This window comes from Microbulbifer sp. JSM ZJ756 (assembly GCF_044383805.1).
Classification (GTDB): Bacteria; Pseudomonadota; Gammaproteobacteria; order Pseudomonadales; family Cellvibrionaceae; genus Microbulbifer; species Microbulbifer zhoushanensis.
In genome coordinates this window covers 148,990-172,880 of sequence record NZ_JBISER010000001.1, presented here as the reverse complement: position 1 = coordinate 172,880, position 23,891 = coordinate 148,990, and the positions used below count along the sequence as shown (strand labels likewise).

Genomic DNA, 23,891 nt, shown 5'->3' with positions numbered 1-23,891 from the left:
GCAATGAACGGGAATCGAGCCCCATGCAGAACGAGCCACAGGAAAACCGGGACAGGGATGGGCAGCGTGACGCTGAAGCGCAAGGCAAGCCCCCCTCATTCGGCCAGGTCGTGCTGAGCACCCTGGCCGCCGCTATCGGAGTCCAGAGCAGCAGGAATCGCGAGCGCGACTTCCGCGGCGGGAATATCAAGACCTATATTGCCGCCGGCATTATCTTCACCGGCCTGTTCGTGCTGACACTGGTGCTGGTGGTGAAACTGGTGCTGGGAAACATGGGCTGATACCAGCGACGCGTGTCACCGGGCTTGCCAGCGGGAGGCAGGAATCGCAGGGGCGTGATCAGCCCACCCGGTACCGCAACTACCCGGGCGGCTGGGGGCTGTGGCAGCTTACTGGGAAGCTACCCAGTAAACACAGGTGACCACAAAAATGGCAACCAGCGCCACCGCGGCGATGGCATCTACAGCATTATCGCTATCATTTGATACAACTACTTCTTCACTCATCGGAAAACTCCGCTTACGCATTATTCTTATTCAGGTAGCTGTGGCCGTTTTGCAACGGTCAGCCAAGTAGAGCAAATAGCCACAGGCAGCGCAAGCGGGTGGCGCACAGCACCGGCCCCGGGCCTGTCCGGCCCCGTCTTGCATATAACCATTAGTTACTGATTTAGCAAAAAATATTGTTATTTTTTGCATAAGCGCGCTGGTATGTTATGCGCCATCGGAGAATCAGCGGAGCTTTTCCCGCTGCTCCGGATTGCGCAAAAAAGGCAATGGAATCAAGCTCTTATGTATCGATATGACGAACGGGACCGGACCATCATCGGCGAACGCGTGGCGCAGTTCCGCGGCCAGACCGAGCGTTACCTTGCCGGTGAACTGAATGAGGAGCAGTTCCTGCCACTGCGCCTGCAGAACGGCCTCTATATCCAGCGCCTGGCCCCCATGCTGCGTATTGCCGTGCCCTACGGGCTGTTGAACAGCGACCAGCTGCGACGCCTGGCGCGCATCAGCCGCGATTACGACAAGGGCTATGCCCACTTCACCACCCGCCAGAACCTGCAATTCAACTGGCCGCGCCTGGAGGATGTGCCGGAAATCCTGGCCGAGCTGGCGGAAGTCGAAATGCATGCGGTGCAGACCAGCGGTAACTGCATCCGCAATACCACCTCGGACCCCTACGCCGGCGTCGCCCGCGATGAAATCGCCGACCCCCGGCCCTACTGCGAGCTGATCCGCCAGTGGTCCACCTTCCATCCGGAATTCGCTTTCCTGCCGCGCAAATTCAAGATAGCCGTCAATGGCGCCAAGGCAGACCGGGCCGCGATCCGGGTACACGATATCGGGGTGCAGGTCATCGAGCGCGACGGCGAGATCGGTTTCCAGGTCTATGTGGGTGGTGGCCAGGGCCGCACCCCGGTGATTGCGGAGCTGATCCGGGACTTCCTCCCGGAGCAGGACCTGCTGTCCTACCTCGAGGCCATTGTACGGGTCTACAACCAGCTGGGCCGCCGTGACAACAAGTACAAGGCCCGCATCAAGATCCTGGTCAAGGCCCTGGGCCCGGAAGAGTTCGGCCGCCGCGTGGAGCGGGAATGGGAGCAGATCAGGGACGGCGCCGACCGCCTGACGCCCGAGGCCCTCGACTGGGCGCGCGCATTCTTCGACGCCCCGGATTACGCCCGGTTTGATGCCGCCGCGACGGAGTCCGACCTGCAGGCGCAGGCGGATGGCGACAAGGCATTTGCACGCTGGCTGGAACGCAACACCTTCCCGCACCGGGTTCCCGGTTACCGGGCCGTGCGGCTGTCCACCAAGCCCACCGGCGTGCCGCCGGGTGACGTAACGGATTCCCAGCTGGAGGCCATTGCCGACCTGGCTGACCGGTTCAGCTTTGGTGAGGCACGGGTCACCCACGACCAGAACGTAGTGCTCGCAGACGTGCAGCAGGACGAGCTCCAGGCCCTGTGGCAGGCCGCCCGCAAGCATGGTTTTGCCACACCCAATATCGGTACCCTGACCGACATGATCTGCTGCCCCGGCGGCGATTTCTGCTCACTGGCCAACGCCAAGTCGATCCCTGTGGCAGAGGCGATCCAGCGCCGCTTCGACGATATGGATTACCTCTACGACCTGGGTGACCTGAACCTGAACATCTCCGGCTGTATGAATGCCTGTGGCCACCACCATGTGGGCCATATCGGCATCCTCGGCGTGGACAAGAAGGGAGAGGAGTTCTACCAGGTGCAGCTGGGGGGCAGCTCGTCGGAGAATGCCAGCCTGGGCAAAGTGCTGGGTCCCAGTTTCTCCCGGGCCGAGGTCCCCGACGTGATCGGCACAATCCTCAATATCTACGTGGAGCAGCGCCGCCCGGACGAGCTGTTCCTGGATACCTACCAGCGCATTGGCCTGCAGCCATTCAAGGAGAGAGTCTATGCCAAAGCCTAAAGCCGGACCGCAACCCCAGAACCCGGCCCAGCTGATCCGCGGTGGCGCTGTCGCCAGTAATGAATGGCGACTGCTGCCTGCCAGCGATGAGGCCCCGGAGATCACCGCCGATACGCTGGCTCCGGGCAAGGTCATATTGCCTTTCCCGGTCTGGCAACGACTGCGCGAGGACCTGTCCGACCGCAGCGGGGAGATCGGCGTATGGCTCGACAGCAACGAGACCGCCGACCTGCTCGGTGAGGCGGCCCGCGAGCTGCCCCTGGTTGCCGTGCATTTCCCGGCGTTCGCCGATGGCCGCGGCTTTACCACTGGCAGGCTCCTGCGCGAGCGCTTTGGCTTTACCGGCGAGCTGCGTGCTGTGGGCGCCTTTATCCGCGACCAGCTGACATACCTGCGCCGCTGCGGTTTTGACGCTTATGCCTACGAGGGCGAGGAGTCCCTGGAAGACCTGCTCCCGTCCCTGCATGACTTCAGCGACAGCTACCAGGCCGCCGTGGACGAATCCCGGCCCATCTTTCGCCGCCGCCCCCTGGCGGGATAACACCCTGCCCGTCGGCGACGACGGGCCCCTCCCTCCCCCTGGTCGTCCGCAGGGCGCGTCCCAGGTTCCACCACCCCCCTGGGACCCGCCCGGGGGCTGGATTTCCGCTCGCCAACAGTCCAATATGCCCGCCGTAATTGACCCGCGCGGTACTGTGCAAAATTCAGGCACCGCCGATGACTAGCCAATACAGAGCGAGAACAATGCAAGTCGAGTCTGTAGATACTCTTTTGAAATCCAGCGGTCGCGAGGGCGAACAGGCCCGGCTGCAGGGCTGGATCCGTACCCGCCGCGACTCCAAGGCCGGGCTGTCCTTCCTGGCGGTCCACGATGGCAGCTGCTTCGATCCCCTGCAGGTGGTGGTCGAGTCATCCATCAGCAACTACCAGTCCGAGGTTTTGCGCCTTACCACCGGCTGTGCCGTCGATATTGTCGGCACCATCAAGCCGTCCGAGGGCAAGGGCCAGGCAATCGAGCTGCTGGCGAGCGAAGTCCATGTGGTGGGCTGGGTCGAGGACCCGGACACCTATCCCATGTCCCCCAAGCGCCATACCATGGAGCACCTGCGCGAACACGCGCACCTGCGCCCGCGCACCAACGTGGGCGGCGCCGTGGCCCGCGTGCGCAACTGCATCGCCCAGGCGATCCACCGCTTCTTCCACGAGCAGGGATTCAACTGGATACACACCCCGATCATCACCGCATCCGACTGCGAGGGCGCCGGCGAGCTGTTCCGCGTCAGCACCCTGGACCTGGAGAACCTGCCGCGCACCGACAAGGGTGCGGTGGATTTCAATGAGGATTTCTTTGGCGAGGAGACTTTCCTCACCGTGTCCGGCCAGCTGAATGTGGAGAGCTACTGCCTGGCACTGTCGAAGGTTTACACCTTCGGCCCGACCTTCCGCGCGGAAAACTCCAACACCACCCGCCACCTGGCGGAATTCTGGATGGTGGAGCCCGAGATCGCCTTCGCCGAACTGGCTGATATCGCAGCGCTGTCAGAGAAGATGCTGAAATACGTGTGCAAGGCAGTACTGGAAGAGCGTGCCGATGACATGGCGTTCTTTGCCCAGCGCATCGACAAGGAAGCCATCAGCCGGCTGGAAAACATCGTCGAGAACGACTTTGCACGTATCAATTACTCCGAGGCCATCGAGATCCTGGAGAACTGCAAGGAGAAGTTCGAGTTCCCGGTTTCCTGGGGTATCGACCTGGCTTCCGAGCACGAACGCTACCTGGCCGAGAAGCATTTCAAAAAGCCCGTTGTGGTAATGAACTACCCCAAGGACATCAAGGCGTTTTACATGCGCATGAATGACGACGGCAAGACCGTCGCGGCGATGGATGTCCTCGCCCCGGGTATTGGTGAAATCATCGGTGGTTCACAGCGTGAGGAGCGACTGGACAAGCTTGACGCGCGCATGGACGAAATGGAAATCCCCAAAGAGCACCTGGACTGGTACCGGGACCTGCGTCGTTACGGCACCGTACCCCACGCGGGCTTCGGCCTGGGCTTCGACCGGATCGTGTCTTACGTCACCGGCATGGGCAATATCCGCGACGTGATCCCCTTCCCGCGCACACCGCGCAACGCAGCGTTCTGATCGCTATCAACTGACCGATAGCGCACCGCCAGAGCCCCGGCCCGAAGCCGGGGCTTTTTGTTTCTGGCGCGACCAGAAAACTGGTGACCGCCCTGACCTAGGGCCGGTCCCCGCATTGGGCGAACGCGCTGCGGTGCTGTTGCTGGCCTGCATACCAGCGACTGTCAACGCATCTCAGGGGGGCGTCCGCGCTGCCGGCAGGCTGCAACAGCAGCTCGCCATCGCCCAGCTCCAGGGTCAGGGATGCCCCCGCATAGCGCCTGCCCGGGACACCCCCGGGGGGCACCATAAAGATATCCCGGCCGCGGAACGCTGCTGTCAGTGAGGGGACGCTGGTATCGTAAAATCGCAGGGTCAGGGCTTCGCCACGACAGTCATACCGGGTTACCCGCGCGGGGCCAGCCAGCGCCAGCTCAACCTGCAATTCGGCGATGCGGCGACGATAGTGGCGCAATGCACAGGTGCGAGGGTTTTCCGCCTGCCAGCAGCCATTGCGCGATTCCAGCCAGTCGCGCTGGGAGGCCTGCAGGCGCTTGCGCGCCGCCCCACCGAGATCCCGCAAGGTCGCGACGCCGTCCATCACCTCCCGCAGCACGCGATCCAGGGCGCCCAGCTCCGCGTCCTGGCACACCAGGTTTTCTATTGCCAGGCCTGAAAGGTCTCCGCAACTGACCCGGCTCGCCGCCCCCTGGGCATCCATGGCCAGTAACGAAAGAACCCATAGCGCGAGGAAACAACCGACCAGGGGCATTGCCCTGCGCCGAAAACCTGAGACAGACATCACTTCTCACCGTCTTGGAATTCGTCTTTTACCAATCTAGCACTGGCGCAGGAATCTTTCCTGTTGACCCGGAAGTTCACCGACTGAAAGCCGCTATGGAAATACAGGAATTCAACACCGGCATGCAGCACTCGGCCAGATCTGGGCTGCTATGCTGCAAAAACCTGATGTTTATATACCTGCCCACGGGGAGTGACATGGCCAGGCAGTTTTTTGTTTTTGGGCTCGCGCCCCTGCACCGCGAGTACCTGAATGCGGTGCGCGGTGCAGAACAGTTCCACTGGCATAAACTCTTTACCGACGACGAGATCGTCTGGTTTCCCGAACGGCCCATGGCGCAACTGCTCGACGACGCCGAACAGCAGGTCAGCGCCTACAACGGCGAGCTCGCCGGCATCATCAACCACTGGGACTTCCCCTCCAGCACACTGCACCCCATCCTCTGCCGGCAACACGGCCTGCGCTCGGCAGACCTGCTGGCGGTGCTGAAATGCGAGCACAAGTACTGGAGCCGGCTGGAACAGCGTGCCGCCCTGCCCGACTGGATACCGGACTTCTGCCCGGTGAACCCGTTTGCGGACGATCCCCTGGGCCAACTCCAGTTCGGCTTCCCGTTCTGGCTCAAGCCAGTGGTCAGCCACTCCTCCCAGCTCGGCTTCCGGGTCGAGGACGAAGCGGGCTTCCACCGTGCAATCGGCATTATTCGCGGCGAGATCCGCCAGCTGGGGGAGCTGCTCAATTACGCCCTCGACCGGGTCGACATTCCCCCCGAGGTCGGTTCAGTGGATGGCAACTGGTGCCTGGCGGAAAAGCTCCTGAGCGGCAAGCAATGCGGTATCGAGGGCACCATGATCAATGGGCGCTACCGGGTTCACGGGATTGTCGATACCGTCAAGGACAGCCGCAACCAGAGTTTCACCCGCTACGAATACCCGTCGGTGTGGCCGGATTATGCGCAGGAAAAGATCTGTGCCGCCGGCGAGCGCCTGTTGCGCCAGATCGGCTTCGACAACTCCGCCTTCGGGATCGAGTTCTTCTGGGACCCGGCCACCGACAGTTTCCGGGTGCTGGAAATCAATACCCGGATTTCCCAGTCCCACAGTGACCAGTTCGTCAAGGTCCACGGCGTCTCGAACCACGAAGCGGCCCTGGACGTCGCGCTCGACCGCGTCACGGACTTTTCCATACTCCAGGGCCCGTTCAGGTGTGCCGCAAAATTCATGTTGCGCCGCTATCACGACACCGTCGTCACCCGCGTCCCCCCGGAGGCGGAAATACGGGCCCTGGAAGCGTCAATCCCCGGTTGCCGCATCCACCCGATCGTAGAAGAGGGCCAGCAACTGAGCGACCTGCCAGGCCAGGACAGCTACAGTTATGAGATAGCCGATATCTGCCTGGGCGCCCAGGACCAGGATGAACTCCTGGAAACCTACCGGAAACTGGCCGGCCAGCTGAGATTCGAATTTGCAGACGGGCGCAGTTTCGAGCCGTTCCAGTTCGAGAGCGTTCGCTTCTGAAATCAGCGTTCACGCAAGCCTTCGCCTGGGGAGTGTCGATGCGGGTAGTGACCGAATTCCCGTGCAAGATCACCGCGATCGAACATATCGAAATCCCGCTGGCGGACGGCGGCTGGCTGGCGGCGCGTATCTGGATGCCGGAGGATGCCCCCCAGCGGCCGGTACCGGCCATCATGGAATATATTCCCTACCGCAAGCGGGATAAAACGCGCCTGCGTGACTCCATCATGCACCCCTACTATGCCGGGCATGGTTACGCCTGTGTGCGCGTGGACCTCCGTGGCAGCGGCGAGTCCAGCGGCGTCATGATCGACCAGTATCGGGAGCAGGAGCTCAGCGACGCGGTGGAGGCCATTGACTGGATTGCGCGGCAACCCTGGTGTGACGGCAGTGTCGGCATGCAGGGTATTTCCTGGGGCGGGTTCAATGCCCTGCAGGTGGCCGCGCGGCGCCCCGGACCGCTCAGGGCCATCGTGTCCTGCTGCTCCACCGACGACCTTTACGTCGACAACATGCATTACATGGGCGGCTGCCTGCTCACCGACAACCTGTCGGAGGCCACCACCATGTTCTCCATCAATACCTGCCCACCGGACCCCGAACTGGTGGGCGACCGGTGGCGCGATATGTGGCTGGAGCGACTGCGCGGCAGTGGCCTGTGGCTGGATATCTGGCTGCGCCACCAGTACCGGGATGGCTACTGGGAACACGGTTCCGTCAGCGAGAACTACCACGCCATCCAGGTCCCGACGATGCTGGTGGGCGGCTGGGCCGATGGTTATACCAACGCCATCTTCCGACTGCTGCAGCACCTGCAGGGGCCCCGCATGGCCCTGATCGGCCCCTGGGGCCACAAGTATCCCCACCAGGGAATACCGGGCCCGGCCATCGACTTCCTCGGCGAGGCATTGCGCTGGTGGGACCAGTGGCTCAAGGGAGAAGAAACCGGTATTACCCGCGAACCCACCCTGCGGGCGTGGATGCAGGACAGTGTTCCCCCCACCACATACTACTGGCAGCGGCCGGGGCGCTGGGTCGGCGAGGACAGCTGGCCCTCGGACAATATCATCGAGCGTGTCTACGATCTCTCCGCCTACCGGATACTGTTCGGCAACGAGCCACCCTGTGTGATGGAGAATGTGCTCAGCGTACAGTCCCCCCTCAGCGTTGGCCTGTTCGCCGGTAAATGGTGCTCGTACACCGCCGCCCCCGACCTGCCCCACGACCAGCGCCAGGAGGATGGCGGAGCGCTGGTATTCCAGAGCGCACCCCTGCAGGACGATATCGAGATCCTTGGCGCACCGCGCATGGAGATTGAACTCTCCTCTTCGCAACCGATGGCGATGGTCGCGGTGCGGCTCTCGGATGTAAATCCCAACGGGGCCGCGACCCGGGTTACCTACGGCCTGTTCAACCTGGCCCACAGGCACGGGCACGACAAACCCGCAGAGCTGGTGCCGGGAATGAAATACCGCATCAACGTGGCAATGAACCATGTCGCCCAGGTATTCCCGAAGGGCCACCGACTGCGGGTGAGCGTATCGACTTCCTACTGGGCCCTGGCCTGGCCGCCACCACGGCCGGTCAGGCTGGATATTTACTGCTCCTCCAGCAACCTGGTGCTGCCATTGCGCAAGCCCCGCGCCAGCGATGCGGATATCCAGTTCGACGAACCGGTGGGAGCAAAGCCGGAACAATCTGAATATATCAAGTCCCCACACAATAACTGGCTGGTGCATTCAGACCTGGCCGAGGATATCTGGACCCTGGAGGTGATCAAGGATGACGGCCTGATCCGCATCGATGAGATCGACCTGGAGTTCGCCAGCCGCATCTGGAACTGGTACACGTTCCAGGAAAACGACTTCAACTCCCTGAAGGGCGAGACCCGTACCGAACGCACTTTTTCCCGTGGCGACTGGTCTGTGCGCACCACCACACGCACAGTGCTCACTGCGGATGCGGACTTTTTCTATATCCACGCACAACTGGATGCCTGGGAGGGCGATGGCCGGGTGTACGCGGAAAACTGGCAACGGAAGATCCCCCGGGATTTCCTCTGACCAGTTTACTGGCCGGTGCCTGCAGGCTGTTCCTTTCTGCTTTCTTCATTTCCCGATCCGGCAAGCAATGCTATGTTGTCTGCCCGGACGCCGGCGCGGGCAAACCCCGCCCGCAGCAAGTGGAAAATACAGGGATGGAATAACAGGGATGCCACAGGAGATTTCCGCCACAGAGCCCGACTGGACGCGCGAACAGCCCAGGGGCTTCTGGGACCCATCGCGCAAGCTGTTGAAAAGCATACGCGAGTACCAGTCTGCCGGCAGCGGCCCACTGGACAGGCTCCGCCGCAAGCTGGCGGTAGTGCGCCACCGCTTCTGGAGCATCGTTTCCGGGGCGGATATCCCCCTGAACTGTCGCATTGGCGGCGGCCTGCAGATGCCCCACCCCAACGGGGTTGTCATTCACCCCGGTGCCAGTGTGGGAGTCAACTGCCTGCTGTTGCAGCAGGTCACCCTGGTGAACGGGGTCACCCTGGGGGGCAATGTCGACATCGGGGCCGGGGCTAAAATTATCCGGCCTGTCACCATCGGTGACTATGCGCGTATTGGCGCCAACGCGGTGGTTCTGGAGAATATTCCCGCCGGTGCCGTCGCTGTCGGCATTCCCGCACAGGTCGCCAGGACCAGCACATTGAGCGATAGGCGGGAAAGTTCCGGGCCAATTCCAGGTGAGTCCCCAACGGACCGGGCTGCAACACTGGCGGAGTGAACACCGGCAGTACAACCCGGGGCAGCCTCTCTGCTCCCCCCGGGTCAGCCCCCGTAATCAGACAATTTTCTGCTTGCGCAACTCTTCGATCTCGCCGGCGCCCTTGCCCAGCAGGTCCCGCAGGATCTCCTCGGTATGCTGGCCGAGCACCGGCGGGGCCTGGTCGTATTGCAGCGGCGATGCAGAAAACAGCACCGGGTTGCGCACGGTACGCACAGTGCCCGCGGTCGGGTGCTCCTGCTCCACCACCATTTCCCGCGCCTGCACCTGGGGGTCCCCGAATACCTGCTGCAGGTTATTGATCGGCCCACAGGGTACGTGGGCTTCACTGAGTTTCTCCAGCCACCAGTCCGAATCCCGCTCCCGGGTCGCCTGCTCGATCAGCGGAACCAGCTTCTCCCGCGCCAGCACCCGCGCCGCGTTGGTAGCGTACGCGGGCTGCTCCGCCACTTCTGGCAGGCCGGCAATCTGGCAAAAGCGCTTGAACTGGTCATCGTTGCCCACCGCCAGCATAAAATAACCGTCCCGGGAGGGAACCGCCTGGTAAGGAACGATATTGGGATGGGCAGTGCCCTGGCGTTCGGGACTGCGACCGGAAGTAAGGAAATTCTGCGCCTGGTTGGCGAGCCAGGCCACCTGGGTGTCCAGCAGTGCCAGGTCGATATACTGGCCCTCGCCGGTCTGCTGCCGGTGGATCACCGCTGCCAGCACCGCCGACACCGCGTACATCCCGGTCATCAGGTCGGCAACCGCGACACCCACTTTCTGCGGGCCCGCGCCCGGCTGGCCCTCGGGCACCCCGGTAAGGCTCATCAGGCCTCCCATGCCCTGGATCATGGCGTCGTAGCCGGCGCGGTTGGCATAGGGGCCAGTCTGGCCGAAGCCGGTAATGGAGCAATAGATGATGCCGGGATTGATCTCGCGGATGGACGCGTAATCCAGCCCGTATTTCTCCAGGCCACCCACCTTGTAATTCTCCAGCAGCACGTCGCAGCGCGCCGCAAGGTCACGCACAATCTGCTGTCCCTGTTCCGTGGTGATATCCAGGGTCAGTGATTTCTTGCCCCGGTTGGCGCTCAGGTAGTAAGCCGCCTCACTGGTGTCGGCACCCTGGCCGTCTTTCAGGTAGGGAGGGCCCCAGTGGCGTGTGTCGTCGCCGCGCTCGGGGCGTTCAACCTTGATTACCTCGGCACCGAAATCGGCAAAGACCTGCCCCGCCCAGGGGCCGGCGAGAATCCGGCTCAGGTCGAGAACCTTCAGGTGGGAAAGCGGACCCGGCATAACTGTGTACTCCTTTATTCTTCACACCCGTGACCTACTGCAATGGTGGCACAGGCCCGGCGGGCTCAAATCCGGAACGCAGACTACCAGATTCTCCGGCGCGCTGTTGCCAGAAGCTTCGCCGGTGCCCGGGGAGAGGCCCCACCACAGGGAATGGCGCCGGGGTTTACCGCCGGCGACCGGCTTGGAGCCGGCCGCGTACGGGCGTACACTCTTGGCGAGAATAAAAATACCCACACTGCCCAGCACAGGAGGGCCCAGTGATGACGACAGAATCCCGGCAAGAGTCCCACACTTCAACACCTGGAGAGGAAGGCCAACCGGAAGCATTCCGCTCATTCGCCGACTTCTATCCCTATTACCTGGGTGAGCACGCCGATATCACCTGCCGGCGCCTGCATTTTGTCGGCACTTCACTGGTGATCGCGCTGCTGCTGCTCACGCTGGTTACCGGCAACCTGCTCTGGCTCCTGGCCATGCCATTGGCGGGATACGGGTTTGCCTGGGCCGGCCACTTCTTCTTTGAGCACAATCGCCCCGCCACGTTCAGGCACCCCCTCTACAGCCTGCTGGGCGACTTTGTGATGTTCCGGGATATGCTGCTGGGGCGGATCCAGCGCTGAACCGCGGACAACAGCCGAGGAGCCGCCCGGCCTCAGCGGGCCAGGCCGTGGCGGCGCAACTTGTTGGCTACTGACGTATGGGAAATCCCCAGCCTGCGGGCCATTTCGCGGGTCGACAGGCGCTGCTCCAGCAGCGCCTGCAGCAGCCCCAGCTCCACCTTGTCCATCACCTCGCGGTAACCCAGGCCCCGCGCCCAGTCAAGCGGCAGTCCATCTCCCGCCCGTGCCGGCTGTGGCAGGTCCCCAGCGCTGATCTCCGTTGCCCCTCGGGCGCGACAGCGGCGCACGGCCGCGGCGAGACAATCATGCAGGCCGGCAAAGTTACCGGGCCAGTCAAACCCATGCAGGCACTCCGCAGCCTGCTCGCCCAGGGCCAGCCCTTCCCGCTGACCCGCCGCCCCGGGTTTACCCAGCTCTCGCAATGTCGCACTGGCAAAACGGCCGATCGCGGGACGCATACTGCGCAGGGGTGGCAGCTCCAGTACCAGTTCAGAGAAAAACTGGGCCAGGGCCGGCTGCAGGAGCGCGGGTTGCTGGCTCGTGGCCACTGCCCGGACGGTTCGGGGCAGCGCCCGCAGCTGCCGCAGGAGTGACTGCTGCGCGGCCGGGGCCAGCCGCTCCGGCTCCTCGATCACCAGGGTTCCGGCATCCGGCCAGGCACCGGAAGGCAAGCCAGCCTCGAATCCCGGGGAAGGATCCAGGCGCATACAGTCCCCCCGGGAAGCCAGCGGCGACAGGTAATGAACCGCGCCGGCAAAGGTGCTCTTGCCGCTTCCAGCCTCTCCGGTTATCAAGAGCGGCGACGCCAACGCCGCCATTTCCTGCAGGTCCAGGCAGGCCTGCCGGCGAAGATCGAAATCCCACAACGCTACCGGTGATGGCAGTCGCGACAGGGCCGCTGTATCTGCGTCTGGCTGCAGGGTCAACACTGCGCCAGCGAGGGATTCCACCGCGCTGTCGTCCCCCAGTGCAATGGGTACCCACTCCAGCCGGAAATCCTGCCCGCGCACGGTAACCGGCACCCCATAGCGTGGCACGGCAAAATCCCGCAGTAACTCCGCCACCTGCAGCAGCGGCAGGAAGCGCTGCAGTTGCATGCCCGGCACCCGGTCCATACTGACGCCGAAGGCCCGTGCTGCGGCCAGGTTGGCCGCGACCACCCGCCCCTCGCGGTCGACCGAGAGTACCGGCTCCGAGACATGGCGCAGGAGTGTGTCCAGCTCGAAGTGGCGGCGTTCGGAGGGAATCAGGGAAATACGGCGTACCCGTTTCAGGCCGGGCACCTGCAACAGGGATTTCTCGATCGCGCTGAACTGGGTATTGAGCATCCCCGGCGCCGACAGGTAGACCTTGTCACCACTGTCGCCACCGAGCTCACCGGAAGTCACGTTAACGCGAAAATCGGCAAATATGGCCGTAATTTCCTGCAATATACCTACACGATTTTCACATGTTATTTCTATTCGCATAAGAATCTGTAAACAATTATTTACAGAAATCTTAGTCCCGGCGCACCCCAGGGCGCAACTATGGGCCCCGGGGACTGCCGTTCGGGCCTGCGCCTGTCTAAGAATGTACGGGTGATAACAACAAAGAGTTAACGCGCCCGCGGGACCCTGCGGCCATCGGCACGCAGGGACGTCAAAAGCGGAGCGACGGGAGAACAGAGCCATGAAGAAAGAATCACAAGCCAACGGCAAGAAACCGAGCAAGTATGTGGCCCGGGAGCCGGACGCGCAGGGCTATATCCACTACACCGATGTGGAGCACCAGACCTGGCAGCGCCTGATCGAACGCCAGCTGGAAGTGGTGCCCGGACGGGCCTGCGACGAATACCTGCGCGGCCTCGAGCTCCTGGACCTGCCCCGGGACCGCATCCCGCAACTGGAAGAAGTCAGCAGCGTCCTGCGTCGGGAGACCGGCTGGGAAGTTGCACGGGTGCCCGCCCTGATCGGCTTCGAGACCTTTTTCGGGCTGTTGGCGGACCGCAAATTCCCGGTCGCCACCTTTATCCGCACCCCGGAGGAGTTCGATTACCTGCAGGAACCGGATATTTTCCATGAGATTTTCGGTCACTGCGCCATGCTGACCAACCCGGCTTTTGCCAACTTCACACAGAAATACGGCCAGCTGGGCCTGGCGGCATCCCCCAAGGAGCGTGCGTACCTGGCCCGCCTGTACTGGTTTACGGTGGAATTTGGCCTGCTGCAGACCAGTGACGGCCTGCGCATCTACGGCGGCGGTATCCTGTCTTCTCCCAAGGAGACCCTGTATGCACTGGGCGATGAACCGGCCCGCTACGACTTTGACGTGCTCGATGCGCTGCGCACCCCCTACCGCATCGATATCGTACAGCCGATTTATTACGTGCTGAACGACCTGCAGCAATTGCAGGAGCTCACCGAAATAGACCTGATGAGCCATGTGCGCGAGGCCATCGACCGGGGCCTGTTCGAGCCCCGCTTCCCGCCCAAGAACGCAGCCTGACCCGGTACGCGCCACAGGCCCCCTGTGGCGCGCATTCGGCAATGCCCACCTCCCGCTTCCCCACTCCCCAGCCCCGGGGAGAAATCCGGGCTACCGACTCGCCTCACCGGAGATTAACGTTACCGGTGTGAGTGCAGTGAGAGGCCAACGATTCCCAATGTCGGATCCCCGCACTGCATACAAATTAGCCGGGGTATTTTGTTGCCATTGACGGCCCCCAGTTTACGGTTCAGGGATACACACCCCGCGTTATAGGGAGCCTTGTAGAACAATGTCCTCACTTGACGCGATTGACAGACAACTTCTTGCTATCCTGCAATCAGATGTTAGCCTCTCCATTGAAGAGCTGGCCGAGCGTGTGGGGCTGACCAAGACCCCATGCTGGCGGCGGATCCAGAAGTTGGAAAAAAGCGGCATCATCCGCCGCAAGGTGGCCCTCCTGAATGCGGAGGTGCTGGGGTTGCCGGTATCGGTTTTCGCCCAGGTGAAAACCGACCAGCACACAGCCGAGTGGGCCGAATCATTTGCGGCCCTGGTGACAAAACTGCCCGAGGTGGTCGACTGCTACCGCATGGCCGGTGAGTACGATTACCTGCTACGCATCGTAGTCAGTGATATCGCCGCGTATGACCGCTTCTACAAGGAACTGATCCGCCAAGTGGGCATCAGCGATATTGTCTCCAACTTTGCCATGGAGCAGATCAAGAGCACCACCGAACTGCCGATCCCCTCCGGAGAGTGACACCGGCCGCTCGAGTACCGTACCCGATAATTTTAACAACGATCGACGGCGGGCCACGCACCACCCCACGCAGCGGAAGCACTGCCGGCGTGGGGCCCGGGGCGCGTCCCGGGCCGTCAGGCAGTAGAGGTAGACATGCAAGACCTTGCCCCCCTTCTCGAGCGTATCCGTACCAGCGTCATCGGTGAGCGCCTGCCGCTCAGCACCCCCTTCGGCACCCGGCCACTGGTCTACGCCGACTACACCGCATCCGGTCGCGGCCTGACATTTATCGAGGATGCCATTCGTAACCAGGTCCTGCCCTGGTATGCCAACACCCATACCGAGACATCGGCGACGGGCCGCCAGACCACAGCTTTCCGGGAGCAGGCACGGGCGGCGGTGCGCAAATCCGTCAATGCCGGAGAAGAGCACGCGGTAATTTTCTGCGGTGCCGGTGCCACCGCCGCGGTCAACCGGCTGGTGGATTGCCTGGGACTGCGCGCCGACCATTACCAGCGCTTCGGCGCCGCCTCTGCGGAAATCCCCGCGGCACAACGGCCAGTGGTGTTTATCGGCCCCTATGAGCATCACTCCAACGACCTGCCCTGGCGCGAGTCAGTCGCGGAGGTGGTGACCATTCCACAGGGCGACAATGGCAGCGTGGACCTCGAGGCGCTGGAACAGGCACTGCGCCAGTACGCGGACCGCCCCCTACGCATCGGCAGCTTCTCCGCCGCCTCCAACGTCACCGGTATCCGCACTGACGTGGATGCCGTGACCGCACTGCTGCATCGCCACGGCGCCCTGTCGTTCTGGGATTACGCCGCCGCCGGGCCCTATGTCCAGATCGACATGCAGGGGGATGGCAACAGCACCTGCAAGGATGCGCTGTTCCTGTCACCGCACAAGTTCGTCGGTGGCCCCGGCACGCCGGGCCTGTTGGTGGTGCGCAAATCCCTGCTGCCGGCGGAACAGCCGGCGGTACCCGGAGGCGGCACCGTCTCCTGGGTGGGCCCCGAGAGCCACACCTACCTCCCCGCCGGTGAGCGTCGCGAGGAAGCCGGCACCCCGGCCATCGTGGAATCCGTGCGCGCCGGTATGGTCTTTGCACTGAAAGACCGGGTAGGCGCGGCTGAGATCGAGGCGCGGGAGGCCCAGTGGCTGGACCGCGCCTTCAGCCGCTGGGGACAGAACCCCAATATCGAGATCCTCGGTGGTACCGGGGCACCGCGGGTGAGCATCGTATCGATGCACATTCTTCGCGACGGCAAGCCCCTGCACCACGGGTTTGTGGTGGCCCTGCTGAACGACCTGTTTGGCATCCAGGTCCGCGGTGGCTGCTCCTGTGCCGGCCCCTACGGCCACCAGCTGCTGCACCTGACCCCGGAACAGAGCGCCGCGCTGGAACAACTGGTCAGTGAGGGCGAGAGTATCCTCAAGCCAGGCTGGGTGCGCCTCAACTTCAATTACTTCCTCGACCAGGAGACTGCCGATTACCTGATCGAGGCCATCGAGATCATCGCCGCAGAGGGCTACCGGCTTCTACCCTATTACCAGTATGACGCCGCCGGCGGGGTGTGGCGCTACCAGGGCGAGGCGGCCAAACCGCCACTGCAGCTGGAGATCGACAGTGCCGGCACCGACATCCCGGCCCCGGTGACCGGCGCACTGGACGGTTTCCTGGCGGAAGCACGGGAGATCCTGCGCGCACCACAGGGCAAGACCTGCGCCCAACCGATCCTGTCGGAGCGGGCCGAGAACCTGCGCTGGTTCAACCTCTGAATGTTCGCCCCTGCCGGGGCGACATTGCCTCGGTGGTTTCCGCTGCGCCGGCTTCCGTGGATAATGGATGCGGGGACCAGCCCCGGACGGGACAGCGACACAAGGAGCGACAGTGGCGGAAACCTCCCTCTTCCAGTCTTTTTTCCTGATCTTCAGCGGCGCCGCGCTGATTGCCACCCTGGCGCTGTATGGCCGGCAGCCTTTGCTGGTAGCGTATATCGCGCTGGGGGTGCTGCTGGGCCCGTCCGGCGTGGGCGTGGTCAACAATGTCCAGCTGCTGGCCGACATGTCCACCATCGGCATCATCTTCCTGCTGTTCCTGCTGGGACTGGACATGCAGCCCCGGGCACTGGTTTCGGTAATGCGCAAGGCCACGTTTGTGGGCCTGATCAGCTGTGCGCTGTTCCTGGGAATGGGCTATGCCATCGGCCAGCTGTTCGGTTTCACCAACGCCGAATCCTGGGTGATCGGCATGGCGATGATGTTTTCCAGCACCATCATCGGCATCAAGCTGCTGCCCACGACCGTACTGCACCACAAGCACCTGGGCGAGATCATGGTGGGACTGTTGCTGTTCCAGGATTTCGTCGCCATTGCCTGCCTGATGATCCTCCTGAGTGGCAGTACCGGCGAGGTCGATTTCGTCCGCCTGGGCATGTCGTTTGCCGCCCTGCCCCTGCTGGTGGTCGCCGCCTGGGCGGTGGTGAAATACGTCCTGCTGCCCCTGCTGACGCGCTTCGACCGGTTCCACGAATACGTCTTCCTGGTGGCACTGGGATGGTGTATGGGTATGGCGGAAGTGGCCGAGATAGCGGGCCTGTCGCGGGAAATCGGCGCCTTTATTGGTGGCATCACCCTCGCCACCAGTCCCATCTCCCAGTACATTGCCCTGAGCCTGAAACCGCTGCGGGACTTCTTCCTGATCCTGTTTTTCTTCAGCCTGGGGGCCCAGTTCAACCTGGCCATGGTGCCGGAGATCGCCCTGCCCGCACTGGTGACGGCGGCGGCTGTGCTGGCGGTAAAGCCGGTGGTGTTCCGTTACCTGCTGGGAAACCAGAGCGAGCAGAATGTGCTGTCCTGGGATGTGGGGTTTCGCCTCGGGCAGATCAGTGAATTCTCGCTGCTGATTGCCTTCCTCGCCGCAGGGCAGCAGTTGATCGGCAGTGCCGCTTCGCACCTGATCCAGGCCACCGCCATTATCACCTTCCTGGTGTCGTCCTATATTGTGGTGCTGAATTTCCCCAACCCGATCGCCATCAAGGATCACCTGCGTCGGGACTGAGCGGGGAACGCCGGCCGGTGCGCAGCAACCCGAACCGGGCCGGAATGTCCCGCGCAAACATCAGGTACAGGCAGGGCACCAGCAACAGGGAAATGGTGGTTGCGGCGAGGATGCCGTAGCCCAGCGAGATGGCCATGGGAATCATAAAGCGCGCCTGCACCGAGGTTTCGAAAATCATCGGCATCAGGCCGCAGAAAGTGGTGACAGTGGTGAGAATGATCGGTCGGAAGCGGCGCGCCGCGGCCCGCTTGATCGCCTCGGTGATCTCGACACCTTCTTCCCGCAAGCGGTTGCCGTACTCGATCATGACCAGGGTATCGTTGATCACCACCCCAGCCAGCGCCACCATCCCCAGCAGGCTGACCATACTGAGCCCGTAACCCATTACCAGGTGCCCGAGCACCGCGCCGATGACACCAAAGGGAATCGCCACCATCACCGTCAGCGGCTGGATATAACTCTTCAGCGGAATCGCCAGCAGCAGGTAGAGCGCCGCCATGGTCAGGGAAAAGGTGAGCCCCAGGGACGACAGCCCCTCGCGCTCCTCGGCCTGGCGCCCCTCATAGGAAATGCCCAGCCCTGCGTACTCTGCACGCAACTGTGGCACCACGGAGGCGTTCAGTTCGTTGATTACCAGGGTGGCCTGGTCCGAGGGTTCGACGTTGGCAGTCACCGTCATTACCCGGCGCCCCTCGCGCCGGTTGATACCGGCGTAGGCACGCCCCTTGTCCACCTCGACCAGGTCCGGCAGCGGCAACCAGAGGTTGTTGCCGGCACGGATCATGATACTGGACACGTCTTCAAGGGTGCCCCGCTGTGCTTCCGGCAGCCGCACCATCACCTTGACCTGGTCGCGCCCGCGCTGCTGGCGCATGGCCTCGGCGCCGTAGATCGATGAGCGCAACTGCCGGCCGATTTCCTCCGCGGTAAGCCCCAGGCTCTTCGCGGTTTCCGTCAGGGTGAGGTCCAGCTGCTGCTTGCCCAGCGAAATACCCGGATCGATATCGCTGACATTGGGGAAATCCTCCAGCGCCGACGCCAGCCGCAGCGCCACCTCTTCCAGGATCCGGGTATCCGTGTGGCGCAGCTCAACCGTCAGCGCCGGACCGGCACCGGGACCGCCGCGGTCCGCGGCAAAACGGGAACTCAGGGCCCCGGCCACCGGCCCCACCGCGCGCCGCCAGTCACGGACAAATTCCCCGGTGGTAAAAGTGCGCTGGTCGGAAGGCACAAAATAAACATCCACCTGCACCTCATTGCCCTGGATCAACCCCCGCATTCCCAGGAACACATCCTCCCGCCCCCTTTCATCCAGGACACGGTTTGCGGCGTCGATAATCTGGGCGCGGGCACGCTCGAGTTGCTGTTCCGCGGTGCCCGCCGGAAAAGTGATCTGCACCCGGCCCGAGTCCCGCTCAACCCTGGGCATCAGGGTGAACCCCATACGCCCGCTGGCGGCATAGCCGGTTACCACCATCAGTGTCGCCAGTGCCACCGCAATGGTCGTATATCGATGGCGGATGCACAGGTCCAGGAATGGCCTGAAGCGCTTTTCCACGAAGCGATCAAGACTGCGGGCAACGATTTTCTGGCGCGCGGCGAAACGTCGCGCCTGGTTGTTACGGTAACCGCGCCGGGAATATGCCAGGTGCGACGGCAGGATAAACAGCGCCTCCACCCAGGAGATTACGAATACCGAACCCACCACCAGCGGGATAATGCCGAAAATCTTGCCCATGAATCCCGGCAGGTGCATCAGCGGTATAAAGGCAACGATATTGGTGAGGATGGCAAATGTGAGAGGCACCGACACCTGCCGCGCACCGGCAATCGCCGCCTCCAGGTTGCTGTAACCCAGCCGCCGCCACTCGTAGATATTTTCCCCGGCGATGATCGCATCATCCACCACGATACCCAGCGCAATGATGAACGCGAACATGCTCACCATATTGATGGAGAGATCCATCGCCGGCAGGAACAGCAGTGCACCGAGGAAACTGGTGGGAATACCAAGCGTCACCCAGAAAGCCAGGCGCAACTCCAGGAAAGCCCCCAGGACCAGGAATACCAGCATCAGCCCGATAAACCCGTTTTTCAGCAGCAACGACAGGCGCTCGCGAAAAATCTTTGAGTCGTCATCGCGCACGCTGATCTGTACACCCTCCGGCAGGGTGCGACGCACTTCGGCCAACACCTCGTGCGTGGCCTCGCTGACACTCATGGGGGTCTGGGTACCGATACGGAACACGTCGATGCCCATTGCCGGCTCGCCGTTAAAGGTCATGTTGCGCGGCTCTTCCACCAGCGCGTCGCGCACCGTGGCGATATCCCTGAGCCGCACCGTGCCCCCACCGGTGCCCTGCACCACCACGATATCACCGAACTCCCGCGCCCAGTCGCGGCGCTCGGTAACCCGCACCAGCACCTCGCCGGCCCCGGTCTTGACGCCCCCGGCGGGCACATCCACCGCCGCATCGCGCACCAGTGCCGCCACATCTGGCAACGACAAGCCGTAGCGACGCAGGTCCTCACGCCGGACTTCCACCGCCACCTCGAAATCCCGCACACCATAGGTTTCCAGCGAGGTGATACCCGGGTGAGCTTCCAGCTCCTCGTAAATCTGCATGGTGATGGCGCGCAGCGCGCGCACGTCGATATCGCCGTGCACCACCAGGTCGAGTACATCCCGCTGGCGGTCGGCAAGACTCACCTGCGGGCGCTCGATATCACCGGGGAAGGTGGTTACACGGTCGATCGCCTGCTGGATATCCTGGTAGACCTTACTGCCGTCAGCGTCCTCGTCCAGCTCCAGGGTCAGCGAAGCACTGCCCTCGCCCGCACTGCCACGCATCTCGCGGATTCCGGGAATGCCCTGCACCGCCTGTTCGGCCGCCACCAGCACGCCGCGCTCCACTTCCTCGGGACTGGCGCCGGGATAGGAGATCTGCACCGTCACCATGTCCAGGCTGAAATCCGGGAATACTTCTTTCTTCACGATCATCGAAAATGCCAGCCCACCAACGATCAGCACCAGCATCAACAGGTTGGCAGTGACATGGTTGTGGGCCATCCAGGCAATGGCGCCACCGCGGGTCTCCACCACCGGGCGGCGTGCGGTTTTTTCCGCAGACGGGTCACTCATTTGTGCACTCCCCGGTCCTTCACTGGTGCGGCCGGATCATCGGCCGGCCTTTCCGCGGGACCAGCCTGCCCGGACCCGGGCGGACGACTAGTGGGGCGCCTGCCGGCGCGGTTCGGGTCCCCGGCGGGCCGCTCGCTGCCACGCATCGTGGCCGGGGCAGCGACGCTGACCTTCATTCCATCGATCACCGTATTCAGGCGCGTGGTAACCAGGATCTCACCACCGGTAAGGCCCTCATCCAGCAGCGCAAAATCGCCACTCAGGTAGGCCACCTCGACCGGTTGTATACGGATCCTGCCGTCTGCCACGACCCAGACCACATCGCCGTCCTGCACCGCCGACAACGGCACCCGCACGCGGTCCCGTGACGCCGGGCTGACAATACGGACCCGTGCCAGGTCATTCAGCAACAGCTGCGGCTCGCCGGGATTGGCGATCGCCAGCGGGTCCTCCAGCTCCACCAGTACCCGCGCGAGCCGGCCCTGCTCTTCCAGCACCGGGATCAGCCGCACGAAACGGCCCGCCCGAAAACGGTTGGCCGGCCACTGGCTCCCCTGCACATTCACCTCCACGCCCTTGCTACGCAGGCGCGCGAGCTGGTTTGCCGGCACCTCCACCTCGATATGGAAGCGATCAGCCCCGGCCAGTTCGTAGAGCACAGTACCGGGCCCCACCCTGTCCCCCACATCGACAGTGCGGCTGACCAGCAATGCCTTGAAAGGCGCGCGGATCTCAGTCAGGCGCAGGTCCCGTTGCGCCAGCCGCAGCTGGGCCTCGGCCGCATCTACCCGGGCACGAGCCGCCGCCAGCTGGGGCTCACGCAGTACCAGGGCGCGGTCGGCATCAGGCAGTGAGCTGCCCAGCAACTCGTACTCCTCCTGCGCCACCTGTCGCTGGCCCTGCTCCTGCTGTAACTCGGCACGTCGCTCGGCCAGGGTGCTGCGCGCGGTCTGCAGGGCCAGTTGATAGGGCTCGGTTTCGATACGGGCCAGCAGCTGGTCTTCCTCCAGTGTCGATCCCTGCCCCAGGTCGTAATCGAGCCAGTCCACCCGACCTTCCACCTGTGGCTGCAATTCCACCATTTCCCGGGCCTGCACCCGGCCCAGCGCCTCCACGGTCACCGGGAAGCGCCCTCGCTCAGCCACGGCGACATCCACGGTCGGAGCAGGCGGTGCCCGGTCGGCGCGGCTCATGGTGGGTCTCTCCCGCAGGAACCAACTGGCAAGCAACACGGCACCAACCAGCAACCCAATGGGCAATACGAAATTCCAGTTGAGGCGTCTCGCCATCAGGATTCCCCCGCCCGGTACAACTCCAGCTCCACCGGCAGCGCCGGGGGCAGGTCCTCTCCGGGTATCCCACCGGACAGCGCCCGGTAGAGGGTTACACGGTTCTCGATCAGCTCTCGCCTGGCGGTGAGTAGTTGCCGCTCCAGGCTCTGCTGGTCATTGGTGGCAGCCAGGACATTGAGAAAATCCACGGTGCCGCGGCTATAGGCGCGCCGCTGGCGCTCCACAATCAGGTCAGACAGCGCCGCCCGCTCTCGCAGGTGTTCCAGGCGCACGCGCACCGCCTGTTCCTGCACCAGCGCCTGCTCCACCTCAGACAGGGCCTCGAGTACCGTGGCCCGGTAGAGCTGCCACTGCTCCTGCTCCGCGGCTTGCTGCCGCTGTTGCTCTGACGACAGCTGCCCGCCGTCGAAAATCACTCCCTCGGCGGCGGCGGTCAGGGTCAGCAACCAGTCCCTGGCGATATCACTGATGGCCGGACCGCCCCCGCTATAGATCGCCGACAGGCTGATCACCGGCAACCGCTCGGCCCAGGCCTGTTTGGCCAGGTAGTGGCCCTGCAGCAGGTTCCGCTGCGCCTCGCGCACATCGGGACGGCGCAGCAGTAACCGGGAGGGGACCCCCGTGTCGGGCAGTGCCGGCAGCGCCGGGAGACCGGCCGCCGGTTGCACCATGGTTTCGAGCTCACCGGTATTCACGCCCACCAGGGTGGCGAGCTGTACTTTCAATATCTCGATATTGAACCCGGCCGCATCCAGCTCCTGCTGTGACTGCTCCACCAGCTGGCGCTGCTGCAGGACATCTGCGGCAGCGCTGGTACCGCCACCAAACCGCAGTTCCAGCACCCGCAATGTTTTGCGGTTGGTATCCAGCTGCCTGGCCAGCAGCTCCCGCTGGCCCCACTGCTCGCGCAGTTGCAGCCAGGTGGCTGCCACCTCCGCTGCCAGGCTGAGTGCGGCCGCCTGCAGGCTCTCTTCCTGCGCCAGCTTCGCTGCCTCCGCGGCGAGTGCACCGGAGCGCACCCGCCCCCACAGGTCCACCTCGTAACTGGCCGCCAGGCGGCCACTCCAGCTGCCGCCCTCGTTCTCACCACCGGAAAAGTCGAAATCACTGTTACTGGAGCGGCGCTGCTCGGTGTGGTCGAGGCCACCGGTCAGCCGTGGCCACAGGCCCGACCGGGCCCCGCGCGCTGTGGCCTCGGCCTGTTGCAGGCGCCACAGCGCCCCCCGCAGGTCCGGGCTGTCGGCGAGCGCTCGGGTGACCAGCAGGTCCATCTGCGGATCCCGGAAATTGTCCCACCAGCGCAATCCCGGCTCCGCCTCACCCGACAGGGAAAAGGCGTCCGGCAACCCCAGGGCCTGCTGCGGCAGTCCCGGTGGCAATGGCTGGGTGGCACAGGCCGTCAACAGGGGTAACAGCAGTGCCAGTATTCGCGAAATAGACAAAAAACGTCCGCCAGTTGTGTTATTCAATCGAAAGCCGGGAAATTATTGCGCAGCCAGGCGCCCGGACAAGCGTATTTACGCTTGTTTACCCTTCCGCTCTCGCTCCTCTCTACGTTCTTCGGGTGGTAATGGCCTTTCCATCCGGAACTGGGGAGTGCCCTCTGCCGCGGA

The 23,891-nt window shown here is 63.4% G+C and carries 17 protein-coding genes and 1 pseudogene; 12 read left to right on the top strand and 6 right to left on the bottom strand.

Features of this window, described 5'->3' with window-relative positions; translation table 11 throughout:
• Positions 1–23 precede the first annotated feature (23 nt).
• The 4 genes from ACH6CX_RS00770 (at position 24) to asnS (ending at position 4,595) form a co-directional block, all read left to right on the top strand.
• Positions 24–281 (top strand): DUF2970 domain-containing protein, encoded by a 258-nt coding sequence (locus ACH6CX_RS00770; protein WP_237061390.1) that lies wholly within the window; start codon positions 24–26, stop codon positions 279–281.
• A 510-nt stretch (positions 282–791) separates the two neighbouring features.
• A complete protein-coding gene (locus ACH6CX_RS00765; protein WP_237061388.1) occupies positions 792–2,450 on the top strand; it encodes a nitrite/sulfite reductase in 1,659 nt (552 codons plus the stop codon).
• Complete coding sequence (locus tag ACH6CX_RS00760; RefSeq protein WP_232942273.1) at positions 2,437–2,991, top strand: DUF934 domain-containing protein; 555 nt, start codon at positions 2,437–2,439, stop codon at positions 2,989–2,991. Before ACH6CX_RS00765 ends, ACH6CX_RS00760 begins: the two co-directional genes overlap by 14 nt.
• Before the next feature lie 203 nt (positions 2,992–3,194).
• On the top strand, positions 3,195–4,595 hold the full coding sequence (gene asnS, locus ACH6CX_RS00755) for an asparagine--tRNA ligase (RefSeq protein WP_232942271.1): 1,401 nt from the start codon (positions 3,195–3,197) through the stop codon (positions 4,593–4,595).
• A 97-nt stretch (positions 4,596–4,692) separates the two neighbouring features.
• Here the strand turns inward: asnS and ACH6CX_RS00750 are convergent, their stop codons facing one another.
• On the bottom strand, positions 4,693–5,346 hold the full coding sequence (locus ACH6CX_RS00750) for a lysozyme inhibitor LprI family protein (RefSeq protein ID WP_396674313.1): 654 nt from the start codon (positions 5,344–5,346) through the stop codon (positions 4,693–4,695).
• A gap of 227 nt (positions 5,347–5,573) precedes the next feature.
• Here ACH6CX_RS00750 and ACH6CX_RS00745 point away from each other — a divergent pair, with 227 nt between their 5' ends.
• The 3 genes from ACH6CX_RS00745 to ACH6CX_RS00735 all read left to right on the top strand — a co-directional run bounded on the left by ACH6CX_RS00745 (position 5,574) and on the right by ACH6CX_RS00735 (position 9,665).
• On the top strand, positions 5,574–6,893 hold the full coding sequence (locus ACH6CX_RS00745) for an acetyl-CoA carboxylase biotin carboxylase subunit family protein (protein ID WP_396674311.1): 1,320 nt from the start codon (positions 5,574–5,576) through the stop codon (positions 6,891–6,893).
• A gap of 38 nt (positions 6,894–6,931) precedes the next feature.
• Positions 6,932–8,956 carry a CocE/NonD family hydrolase gene (locus tag ACH6CX_RS00740; RefSeq protein ID WP_232942265.1) on the top strand — a complete coding sequence of 675 codons (2,025 nt, stop codon included), beginning with the start codon at positions 6,932–6,934 and terminating at the stop codon, positions 8,954–8,956.
• Positions 8,957–9,104: 148 nt separating this feature from the next.
• The gene (locus ACH6CX_RS00735; RefSeq protein WP_232942263.1) at positions 9,105–9,665 is read left to right on the top strand and encodes a serine O-acetyltransferase; all 561 of its coding nucleotides are present in this window, start codon (positions 9,105–9,107) and stop codon (positions 9,663–9,665) included.
• A 57-nt stretch (positions 9,666–9,722) separates the two neighbouring features.
• On the opposite strand, the gene ACH6CX_RS00730 is transcribed toward ACH6CX_RS00735, so the two are convergent.
• Positions 9,723–10,946: a CaiB/BaiF CoA-transferase family protein gene (locus ACH6CX_RS00730; protein ID WP_232942261.1), complete on the bottom strand. Its 1,224-nt coding sequence runs from the start codon at positions 10,944–10,946 to the stop codon at positions 9,723–9,725.
• A gap of 263 nt (positions 10,947–11,209) precedes the next feature.
• Between ACH6CX_RS00730 and ACH6CX_RS00725 the strand changes: the two genes are divergently transcribed.
• Positions 11,210–11,569 carry a DUF962 domain-containing protein gene (locus ACH6CX_RS00725; protein ID WP_232942259.1) on the top strand — a complete coding sequence of 120 codons (360 nt, stop codon included), beginning with the start codon at positions 11,210–11,212 and terminating at the stop codon, positions 11,567–11,569.
• A 32-nt stretch (positions 11,570–11,601) separates the two neighbouring features.
• Here the strand turns inward: ACH6CX_RS00725 and ACH6CX_RS00720 are convergent, their stop codons facing one another.
• Positions 11,602–13,038 carry a TyrR/PhhR family helix-turn-helix DNA-binding protein gene (locus tag ACH6CX_RS00720; RefSeq protein WP_396674308.1) on the bottom strand — a complete coding sequence of 479 codons (1,437 nt, stop codon included), beginning with the start codon at positions 13,036–13,038 and terminating at the stop codon, positions 11,602–11,604.
• Positions 13,039–13,207: 169 nt separating this feature from the next.
• Here ACH6CX_RS00720 and phhA point away from each other — a divergent pair.
• The 4 genes and pseudogenes from phhA to ACH6CX_RS00700 all read left to right on the top strand — a co-directional run.
• Positions 13,208–14,056, top strand: a pseudogene (phhA, locus tag ACH6CX_RS00715) (phenylalanine 4-monooxygenase); the annotation flags it as partial.
• A 271-nt stretch (positions 14,057–14,327) separates the two neighbouring features.
• Positions 14,328–14,798, top strand: a complete 471-nt coding sequence (locus tag ACH6CX_RS00710) for an Lrp/AsnC family transcriptional regulator (RefSeq protein ID WP_396674306.1) — start codon at positions 14,328–14,330, stop codon at positions 14,796–14,798.
• A 135-nt stretch (positions 14,799–14,933) separates the two neighbouring features.
• A complete protein-coding gene (locus ACH6CX_RS00705) occupies positions 14,934–16,562 on the top strand; it encodes an aminotransferase class V-fold PLP-dependent enzyme (RefSeq protein ID WP_237061373.1) in 1,629 nt (542 codons plus the stop codon).
• Positions 16,563–16,674: 112 nt separating this feature from the next.
• On the top strand, positions 16,675–17,844 hold the full coding sequence (locus tag ACH6CX_RS00700) for a cation:proton antiporter (protein ID WP_232942249.1): 1,170 nt from the start codon (positions 16,675–16,677) through the stop codon (positions 17,842–17,844).
• On the opposite strand, the gene ACH6CX_RS00695 is transcribed toward ACH6CX_RS00700, so the two are convergent.
• From ACH6CX_RS00695 to ACH6CX_RS00685, 3 genes are read right to left on the bottom strand one after another with little or no spacing between them, the layout of a single operon-like run.
• A complete protein-coding gene (locus ACH6CX_RS00695; protein WP_396674303.1) occupies positions 17,819–20,986 on the bottom strand; it encodes an efflux RND transporter permease subunit in 3,168 nt (1,055 codons plus the stop codon). The two genes, ACH6CX_RS00700 and ACH6CX_RS00695, sit on opposite strands and share 26 nt — an antisense overlap.
• A complete protein-coding gene (locus ACH6CX_RS00690) occupies positions 20,983–22,275 on the bottom strand; it encodes an efflux RND transporter periplasmic adaptor subunit (protein WP_396674301.1) in 1,293 nt (430 codons plus the stop codon). The genes ACH6CX_RS00695 and ACH6CX_RS00690 overlap by 4 nt, the downstream gene beginning before the upstream one ends.
• Positions 22,275–23,720 (bottom strand): efflux transporter outer membrane subunit, encoded by a 1,446-nt coding sequence (locus tag ACH6CX_RS00685; protein ID WP_334078921.1) that lies wholly within the window; start codon positions 23,718–23,720, stop codon positions 22,275–22,277. Before ACH6CX_RS00685 ends, ACH6CX_RS00690 begins: the two co-directional genes overlap by 1 nt.
• Positions 23,721–23,891: the final 171 nt, after the last annotated feature.

Excerpts from the sequence above, each read along its gene's own strand:
- asnS (WP_232942271.1), top strand. The coding sequence starts at position 3,195 with ATGCAAGTCGAGTCTGTAGATACTCTTTTGAAATCCAGCGGTCGCGAG.
- ACH6CX_RS00705 (WP_237061373.1), top strand. The coding sequence starts at position 14,934 with ATGCAAGACCTTGCCCCCCTTCTCGAGCGTATCCGTACCAGCGTCATC.
- ACH6CX_RS00720 (WP_396674308.1), bottom strand. The coding sequence starts at position 13,038 with ATGCGAATAGAAATAACATGTGAAAATCGTGTAGGTATATTGCAGGAA.
- ACH6CX_RS00740 (WP_232942265.1), top strand. The coding sequence starts at position 6,932 with ATGCGGGTAGTGACCGAATTCCCGTGCAAGATCACCGCGATCGAACAT.
- ACH6CX_RS00770 (WP_237061390.1), top strand. The coding sequence starts at position 24 with ATGCAGAACGAGCCACAGGAAAACCGGGACAGGGATGGGCAGCGTGAC.
- ACH6CX_RS00725 (WP_232942259.1), top strand. The coding sequence starts at position 11,210 with ATGACGACAGAATCCCGGCAAGAGTCCCACACTTCAACACCTGGAGAG.
- ACH6CX_RS00745 (WP_396674311.1), top strand. The coding sequence starts at position 5,574 with ATGGCCAGGCAGTTTTTTGTTTTTGGGCTCGCGCCCCTGCACCGCGAG.
- ACH6CX_RS00710 (WP_396674306.1), top strand. The coding sequence starts at position 14,328 with ATGTCCTCACTTGACGCGATTGACAGACAACTTCTTGCTATCCTGCAA.
- ACH6CX_RS00730 (WP_232942261.1), bottom strand. The coding sequence starts at position 10,946 with ATGCCGGGTCCGCTTTCCCACCTGAAGGTTCTCGACCTGAGCCGGATT.
- ACH6CX_RS00690 (WP_396674301.1), bottom strand. The coding sequence starts at position 22,275 with ATGGCGAGACGCCTCAACTGGAATTTCGTATTGCCCATTGGGTTGCTG.
- ACH6CX_RS00695 (WP_396674303.1), bottom strand. The coding sequence starts at position 20,986 with ATGAGTGACCCGTCTGCGGAAAAAACCGCACGCCGCCCGGTGGTGGAG.
- ACH6CX_RS00735 (WP_232942263.1), top strand. The coding sequence starts at position 9,105 with ATGCCACAGGAGATTTCCGCCACAGAGCCCGACTGGACGCGCGAACAG.
- ACH6CX_RS00760 (WP_232942273.1), top strand. The coding sequence starts at position 2,437 with ATGCCAAAGCCTAAAGCCGGACCGCAACCCCAGAACCCGGCCCAGCTG.
- ACH6CX_RS00750 (WP_396674313.1), bottom strand. The coding sequence starts at position 5,346 with ATGCCCCTGGTCGGTTGTTTCCTCGCGCTATGGGTTCTTTCGTTACTG.
- ACH6CX_RS00765 (WP_237061388.1), top strand. The coding sequence starts at position 792 with ATGTATCGATATGACGAACGGGACCGGACCATCATCGGCGAACGCGTG.